This is a genomic window from Okeania sp. SIO3B5, from assembly GCF_010692555.1.
Taxonomy (GTDB): domain Bacteria; phylum Cyanobacteriota; class Cyanobacteriia; order Cyanobacteriales; family Microcoleaceae; genus Okeania.
The window spans coordinates 1-7,460 of record NZ_JAAHHG010000491.1 but is presented as its reverse complement, the minus strand read 5'-3'; the positions used below and the strand labels follow the sequence as shown (position 1 = coordinate 7,460).

The following is a 7,460-nucleotide window of genomic DNA, read 5'->3' as shown; positions in this document are numbered from 1 at the left end:
TGGGTTTCAAGCCTCGCCCATAAGCGGGCGACTTTTTAGTTGATTTTTGTCTATAAATATGTTATTATATTATTAGTTTGATGCGTCAAGTTATGAAAGCTAGATTTAAGTACCGTATATATCCAACGCCGGGACAAAAATACCGATTAGCCAAGCTATTTGGCTGTGTCCGTGTGGCGAGTGAATGATAGTCTAGCTTTCTGCCAACAGAGGTATAAATCAGGAGAAAAGAAATCTACTAATTCAGAAGTACAAAAGCTTTTTATTACATCTGCTAAAAAGACTGAAGAAAGAGAATGGTTGTCAGAAGTCTCTAACATACCATTGCAGCAATCTTTGAATGATTTAAACCAGGCTTATCAAAACTTTTTCAAATCAACTAAAGGTCAACAGAAAGGTAAACCTATTAAACCTCCAGATTGCTTCGTTCCTCGCAACGCTCCGCGATTTAAAAGTAGAAAGTCAAAGCAAACTGCTAGATTTACACTCGTGAGGGTTTAAAGTTGGTCAACACAAAGTTTAGAAGCGCCAAGATTGGAAAGCTGAAAATAGTATGGTCAAGAGATTTACCTGCTGCTCCATCATCAGTAACAATAATCAAAGATTCCGCTCATAGATATTTCTTAAGTTTTGTAGTAGAAATACAACCAGAAGTCTTACCTAAAACTGATAATTCAGTAGGTATAGATTTAGGTATTAAAACCTTTGCTACATTTAGTGACGGTACAAAGATTGATGCACCAAAACCACTCAAAAAACGAATTAAGAAATTAAGAAAGGTAAAGTTTGTCATTATCTCATAAAACTAAAGGCTCTAAAAGGTATGAAAAAGCCAGGGTTAGAGTGGCTAAATTCCATGCCAAACTGAAAGATACAAGAACTGATTTTCTACATAAATTATCTACTGAAATAATTCGTGAAAACCAAACAGTTGTTTTAGAAGTATGACAATGTATCTGGTATGGTGAAAAAGCGGTGCGACCCCGCGACGACGCCAGCTCGCTTGCGGAACGCGCACCAAGAGACCGTAAATTATCCAAAGCAATTTCAGATTTAGGTTGGAGACAATTCCGGACATTCCTAGATGGAATTGCTGAAAAATATGGTCGTGATTTTAGAGTAATTAATCGCCCTTGAGCCTACTTCTCAAATTTGCTCAAATTGTGGCTTTAAAGGTGGGAAGCTAGACCTTAAGGTGCGAGAATGGGAGTGTCTAAACTGTGGTGCAAAACATGATCGTGATGAAAATGCAGCAATAAATATATTAGTCGCGGGCGGGCAGTCCGAGACAATAAACGGACGTGGAGGCAAGCGTCAGACTAGCGTCAAGGTAGCAGCAGCCTGTGAAGTGTCAACCCACCGAGGAGCTTAGACTCGGTAGGAATCCCCGTGCCTTTAGGCCGGGGAGGATGTCAATGCTCTAAGAGATTCGTCTGAAATAGTACGCACTGAAGCAGCAGCCGTCCTTGGAAATTTGGCTTACAAACCAGCAGTTCCTTATCTGGTGGAGTTACTAAATAATCCTACTAGCGGTGAAACTCGCAAGGCAGCAGCTCTATCTTTGATGAAAATTGGTTCCCATAGTGCTTTAGTTCTGTTACAAACAGCATGGGAACAGGAATCAGAAGCAGATATCAAGCAGATTATTAAGTTGGCAATTACTCAACTAGAGAGACAATCATCAGAAAACTATTGGGAATAGGTGACATACTCCCACACTAAGCTGGCGCTATATTGAATGGACATCGAACTGATTCAATTTGCTGCCGATACATCTCATGCCAAATCAAAGATTATGGTGTGAGGCTTATCGGCGATTCAGCTAAATATTAAGTAAGCTTAACTTGGCTGAAGCACATTAGCTTTAGCCTTCTCAACTTTGGTTAGATTTGAAATTCAACATATCCAAGCGGGATAAAGCACTGGTGGCCGTCTCCCTTACATAGGTGTCAGCAGAGGCATCATTGGCTAATTTGGTTAAGACTGCTTTAGAGCGTTCGTCTTTAATAGAGCTAACAGCTTGAAGAATTGCTACTGCCAAGCCCAAGTTATCAGTTCCATCTAGGACTTCCAACAAGCTATCTAAAGCGGGCACACCAATGACTCCTAAAGCCATTGCTGAGGCAATATGAACAACGGGATTAGTATCGCTGAGTCCTTTTTTTAAGCCTTCAATTCCTTCAGATGGGAAGGGAACATCTTTATAATTAATAGCTACCTGAGCTAGAGCTTTAGCACAACTGCCCCTAATTGTTGAATTATCACTGTTGAGCAACGAATCGACTAAAAATGGTACAGTATCTGTCCCGATCGCTCCGAGTACCTTAACTGCTGCCCGTCGATAGACGGTATCTTCTTCTGCCAAAACTTCCATCAAGTTAGGAATGGTAGTTTCATCACGAGTTTCGGTTATTTCCCACATGGCTCGGTCCCGCAAGTGAGGGTTAGGGTGTTTTAGTTTCTCAAATAAAGGGGATTGTGTCACTTTAGTTATCAATTATCAGTTATCAGTACCTCCTGTAATAGGAAGGCTATGAAAATACGGAATTTTCTTTTTTTATCTTCTTACAAAGAGAAAACTTGAGACCTGATTTTTTGGTCATAGGTTTATGAGTCGTGAACTCCTCAAGATAATAAAGACCTAATTCAAGTCAAATAAGGTTCTAGTTTATCGATTAACTGTTGTTTTGTCATAGCTCCTTCATCGGAGAGTAATAATTCTTGATTCCGAAATAGTCTAAAAGCAGGGACTCCTTCTACCTGATATTGCTTCACAATTTTAGACTTAGGATCGACTTCCATTTTCACTACTTTGAGGCGATCGCTATATTCAGTGGCCACTTTTTCTAATAAAGGGGACATCAACCTGCATGGGCCACACCAAGTAGCCCAAAAATAAGCTAATACAAGCTTTTCTGATTTGAGGATTTCAGTTTCAAACTGAGAATCATTAATGACAATAACGTTACTACTCACGTTTTTTCTGTTCCATAATTTGCTGACATTTTCTCACAAATGTTGTGGCTACTTATTTTATCAGAATTTAAGCTAGGTCAAACTAAATATTTAAGATACATTTAGATAAATTTCCCAAACCATCGCTTTCCCTCTATCAATCTTTAGTTTTAAACTTTTGACTTTTGACTTTTGACTTTTGACTTTTGATTATCTGCAATAAAACTTTACACGCCACATTCAACACAAAGCCCTAAGCTGATCCCTGGCTCTGATAGACTTTAACACTGGGAGAGCTAAATAAAAAAGTTTTCCCCAGAATTTGGGAGGATAAAAATTCGTGGATAATGTAATTGGTTTAGAAATTATCGAAGTAGTAGAACAAGCAGCGATCGCCTCTGCTCGTTGGATGGGAAAAGGTGAGAAAAATACCGCAGACGAAGTAGCTGTAGAAGCTATGCGGGAGCGGATGAACAAAATTCATATGCGGGGTCGCATTGTTATTGGAGAAGGAGAGCGAGATGAAGCCCCCATGCTCTACATTGGCGAAGAAGTAGGAATTTGTACTCAGCCTGATGCGAAAAACTTCTGTAACCCAGAGGAATTAGTTGAGATTGACATTGCAGTGGACCCTTGTGAAGGCACAAACCTAGTTGCCTACGGTCAAAATGGTTCAATGGCAGTATTAGCTATTTCTGAGAAAGGGGGTTTATTAGCAGCACCAGATGTTTATATGAAAAAATTAGCTGCACCAGCAGTAGCGAAAAATCATGTAGATATTAATAAATCTGCCACAGAAAACCTCAAGATTATTTCAGAATGTATGGAGCGTTATGTTGAAGAGTTAGTCGTTGTAGTGATGGATCGTCCTCGTCACAAAGAACTAATCAATGAAATTCGTCAAGCTGGTGCCAGAGTCCGTCTAATTAGTGATGGTGACGTTTCGGCAGCTATTTCCTGTGCATTTGCAGGTACAAATATCCATGCTTTAATGGGTATTGGTGCAGCGCCAGAGGGAGTAATCTCAGCAGCAGCTATGCGTGCTTTAGGAGGCCATTTCCAAGGACAACTGATTTATGACCCAGCTATTGTCAAAACTGGTTTAATTGGAGAAAGCAAAGAAGATAACATGGCTCGACTCCGAGAGATGGGTATTGAAGATCCAGACAAAGTTTACAATGCTGAAGAGTTAGCTTCTGGTGAAACAGTGCTATTTGCAGCTTGTGGTATTACTCCTGGTACTCTAATGGAAGGAGTACGCTTTTTCCCTCATGGTGCTCGTACCCAAAGTTTAGTTATTTCTTCTCAGTCAAAAACTGCTCGGTTCGTAGATACTGTGCATATGTTTGGAGAATCAAAAGTACTGGAACTGAAATAGAAATAGTATTGGGTAAGTGAGAAATTTAGGAAATATTCAAGCTAAAAAAGCTAAGAAATGATCTGCAAAAAATTAATATCAAGTAGTCATAATTAATTTCCTTGTCTCAATGGGGATGGCTTGGGAATGATTAACTAGCTTATTATTATGAGCTATTAGCATTTCCTAGGTCATACTCTAAAAACGGGTATCGGCTAAAAATGAAATATCTACCTCATCTTTGTCATTTAATTAACCAGCTATCATCTCTGAGTTTAAAAGTATCACTTTTCTCAGTATTTAACCATTAGATAAAAAATCCCCACTGTATGTCAAAGTGTATAACTTTGGAGAGATTAAAATATCTTTTCAAAACATTAATTGTTGATAGCTATTGTCCTAGAATTCTGGGAAAATTATCAATACTAAATTCTGTTTACAAATAACGACAAAATAACAAAAAAAATTATATGAATATCGCAGTTGTAGGACTTAGTCACAAAACAGCTCCCGTTGAAATTCGAGAAAAATTAAGTATTCCAGAAACACAAATAGAAAATTCCATTACTCAATTATGTGGTGGAACTTATACTCAAGAAGTTGGCATTCTTAGTACCTGTAATCGTTTAGAAATTTATGTAGTTACTAATGAAATGCAGCCTGGTATTCGGGAAATAATTCAGTTTCTTTCTGACTCTAGTAAAATACCTTTAAATTTACTCCGTCCTCACCTATTTATGTTGCTCCATGAAGATTCTATTATGCACTTAATGCGAGTTGCGGCTGGATTAGATAGTTTGGTATTAGGTGAAGGACAGATTTTAGCTCAGGTTAAACAAACTCATAAACTCGGACAACAATATAAAGGTATTGGGCGGATTCTTAATCGTTTATTTAAGCAAGCTGTAACTGCTGGAAAAAGGGTGAGGACGGAAACAAGTATTGGTACTGGTGCTGTTTCTATTAGTTCTGCAGCAGTAGAGTTAGCTCAGATGAAATTAGAGGATTTATCTAATTACCGAGTGGCTATTGTTGGTGCTGGTAAAATGTCAAAGTTACTTGTACAACATTTATTAGCTAAAGGTGCAAGTAATATATCAATTATTAATCGTTCTATCGGACGTGCTCAGGATTTAGCAAATAGTTTTAAGGATGCAGATATAAATGTTTATTCTATGTCAGAAATGGATCGGGTTATTGCTAATTATGACTTAGTATTTACTAGCACTGGTGCAACTCAACCAATTTTAGATAAAGCTAAATTAGAAGGAATTTTAGCTCCTAATCAATCTTTAATGTTGGTGGATATTTCTGTGCCTCGTAATATTGCTACTGATGTGAGTGAATTGGCAAATGTTCGTTGTTTTAATGTTGATGATTTGAAGGCTGTTGTTGCTCAAAATCAAGAAAGTCGTCGGCAGATGGCGATGGAGGCTGAGGTTTTATTGGAGGAAGAGGTAGAAGCTTTTGATGTTTGGTGGAGAAGTTTAGAGACGGTTCCGACTATTAATTCTTTACGACAAAAGATAGAGACTATTCGGGAGCAGGAATTAGAAAAGGCTTTATCTCGTTTGGGATCGGAATTTGCGGAAAAACATCAAGAGGTAATTGAGGCTTTGACTAGGGGTATTGTGAATAAGATTTTGCATGACCCGATGGTGCAGTTACGGGCACAACAAGATATTGAGGCAAGGCGTCATGCGATGCAGACTTTACAACTTTTGTTTAATTTGGAGTCAGAAATTAGTTCTGGGAAAGTTGTTTAGTTGGAGTTTTTGGGTGCATTACTAGATTTTAGAATCCCTGGCAATTTCCTGAAAATAGTGTGATGATAGAAGTAGAAAAATAACTGACAACTGAGTATCGCGTTATTTCGATCCCGACTTTGAGTCATCCCTAATGGTTGCCTAGTCAAGAAAAAGAAGGCGCAAAATAAATACTCATGTGAGTTGGCCATAAATAAGTAAAAAAATAGCGCTTTGGGGATTTTCCTCAAAGCATTGCGAGGTACCGCCTGCGTTGATGGCTGAACACCGTCACGTTGCTATGAACGGTTTTACCTGGTTTTACTGGGAATTGCCGGGCTTGATGTATCTGTTGGTAAATTGGTAATTCTTTGATTTTAAATGTCTATAGTATCTAAGAAAAAACTATAGTTATAAGTTTCATAATAATCAAGATTAATTACCGAAAAGCGACGTTGAGAGCAAGCGTGTTTTAACCGGGGGATGAAAACAAGCGAGTCGTTTAGACTAGACAACTTTAGTTGTCCTGTGCCATTATCTGGGTATACAAATGTTTAGACAAAAGTAAGCAGAAAGTTAGGTTTAGACTTAAGCCGACTGTGTAGGGGCATCTTGACTTGTCCCCAAAGAATATATCTTTGGTCAGCTAAGGAGAGACTAAGCAACAAGGATTTATCCTGTTGCGTAGTATCAACTTAGAATCCCCTCGGCAACAGCTACGGGGAGTAGTCAACTTATCACCAATACCCACAAATAAATAGGGTTTGCGCTCAAAAGTCTTTTTTAAGGAGTAGGGGAGCGGGTTCTTGAGGACACAGAGAGGGGGAGAGGGGGAGACGGGGAGACGGGGAGATAGGGTGTCACCGACACGCCGCGTCCGGTGTGCCTCCGTTTCCTCATAGGGGAGTAGGGGAGATTTTTTTTGCCCAACTATGCGCTAAAAGTGCTAACTTTTTGAGCATGAAGAGCTGAAAACCATGTACTTTTTCAATACCTAAAAAGGCTCAAACCTTTATATGGTAATTATTTGAGATTTAATCAGCAAACCCTAATTATTTAATTATTAATTATTCGGTAAATCTATACGATTAGAGGTTTCTATGTCTGAATTACGATTAGAGGTTTCTATTTAATTGCTTTTCAATTTTTTCCCTTTTTCTGAAATTTGATTTATTAATATTAGACATCTCCGAAAATAACCAAACACTTACTATAAATATCTTTTGGAGAGCGATCGCCAACACTTAAGATAGTTAATTTTTACCGTAAAATAAGTATTATACCAATTTTATAAATGTTTGCTACAAATAGGTAGGGTACTTTTTAGGAGTCAGTCCTCAGTCCTCAGGAGTCGTATGGGAATAGATTTAATACCAGTTTTTAGGTCATAAATTATCTTTTTT

The 7,460-nt window shown here is 38.3% G+C and carries 11 protein-coding genes and 1 pseudogene; 9 read left to right on the top strand and 3 right to left on the bottom strand.

Translation table 11 applies throughout. The annotated features are described in order from the left end of the window. Positions 1-92 precede the first annotated feature (92 nt). The 7 genes and pseudogenes from F6K54_RS43460 to F6K54_RS36350 form a co-directional block, all read left to right on the top strand. Positions 93-188, top strand: a complete 96-nt coding sequence (locus tag F6K54_RS43460; RefSeq protein WP_202223267.1) for a helix-turn-helix domain-containing protein — start codon at positions 93-95, stop codon at positions 186-188. Beyond that, positions 172-501, top strand: coding sequence for a hypothetical protein (locus F6K54_RS43455; protein WP_366558338.1), 330 nt, complete (start codon positions 172-174; stop codon positions 499-501). Before F6K54_RS43460 ends, F6K54_RS43455 begins: the two co-directional genes overlap by 17 nt. 2 nt (positions 502-503) lie before the next feature. Continuing rightward, the gene (locus F6K54_RS43450) at positions 504-803 is read left to right on the top strand and encodes a transposase (RefSeq protein WP_366558337.1); all 300 of its coding nucleotides are present in this window, start codon (positions 504-506) and stop codon (positions 801-803) included. Then, entirely contained in the window at positions 787-948 is a 162-nt protein-coding gene (locus tag F6K54_RS43445) for a transposase (protein ID WP_366558336.1), read from the top strand. Before F6K54_RS43450 ends, F6K54_RS43445 begins: the two co-directional genes overlap by 17 nt. Before the next feature lie 27 nt (positions 949-975). Further along, on the top strand, positions 976-1,137 hold the full coding sequence (locus F6K54_RS43440) for a hypothetical protein (protein ID WP_366558335.1): 162 nt from the start codon (positions 976-978) through the stop codon (positions 1,135-1,137). Between the two features lie 58 nt (positions 1,138-1,195). Continuing rightward, positions 1,196-1,372, top strand: a complete 177-nt coding sequence (locus F6K54_RS43435) for a zinc ribbon domain-containing protein (protein ID WP_366558334.1) — start codon at positions 1,196-1,198, stop codon at positions 1,370-1,372. 54 nt (positions 1,373-1,426) lie between these two features. Next, positions 1,427-1,702, top strand: a pseudogene (locus tag F6K54_RS36350) (HEAT repeat domain-containing protein); the annotation flags it as partial. A 171-nt stretch (positions 1,703-1,873) separates the two neighbouring features. Here F6K54_RS36350 and F6K54_RS36345 read toward each other — a convergent pair. Both F6K54_RS36345 and F6K54_RS36340 read right to left on the bottom strand, forming a co-directional pair. Further along, complete coding sequence (locus F6K54_RS36345; RefSeq protein ID WP_293088728.1) at positions 1,874-2,485, bottom strand: HEAT repeat domain-containing protein; 612 nt, start codon at positions 2,483-2,485, stop codon at positions 1,874-1,876. A 161-nt stretch (positions 2,486-2,646) separates the two neighbouring features. Continuing rightward, positions 2,647-2,976 carry a co-chaperone YbbN gene (locus tag F6K54_RS36340; protein ID WP_293088726.1) on the bottom strand — a complete coding sequence of 110 codons (330 nt, stop codon included), beginning with the start codon at positions 2,974-2,976 and terminating at the stop codon, positions 2,647-2,649. Between the two features lie 319 nt (positions 2,977-3,295). On the opposite strand from F6K54_RS36340, the gene glpX reads away from it, so the two are divergent. Together glpX and F6K54_RS36330 are read left to right on the top strand one after the other, a co-directional pair. Beyond that, positions 3,296-4,333, top strand: coding sequence for a class II fructose-bisphosphatase (gene glpX, locus F6K54_RS36335; RefSeq protein WP_293088725.1), 1,038 nt, complete (start codon positions 3,296-3,298; stop codon positions 4,331-4,333). Positions 4,334-4,782: 449 nt separating this feature from the next. Next, positions 4,783-6,078 carry a glutamyl-tRNA reductase gene (locus tag F6K54_RS36330; protein ID WP_293088723.1) on the top strand — a complete coding sequence of 432 codons (1,296 nt, stop codon included), beginning with the start codon at positions 4,783-4,785 and terminating at the stop codon, positions 6,076-6,078. Between the two features lie 356 nt (positions 6,079-6,434). On the opposite strand, the gene F6K54_RS36325 is transcribed toward F6K54_RS36330, so the two are convergent. Then, positions 6,435-6,572, bottom strand: coding sequence for a hypothetical protein (locus tag F6K54_RS36325; protein WP_293088722.1), 138 nt, complete (start codon positions 6,570-6,572; stop codon positions 6,435-6,437). Between the last annotated feature and the right edge of the window lie 888 nt (positions 6,573-7,460).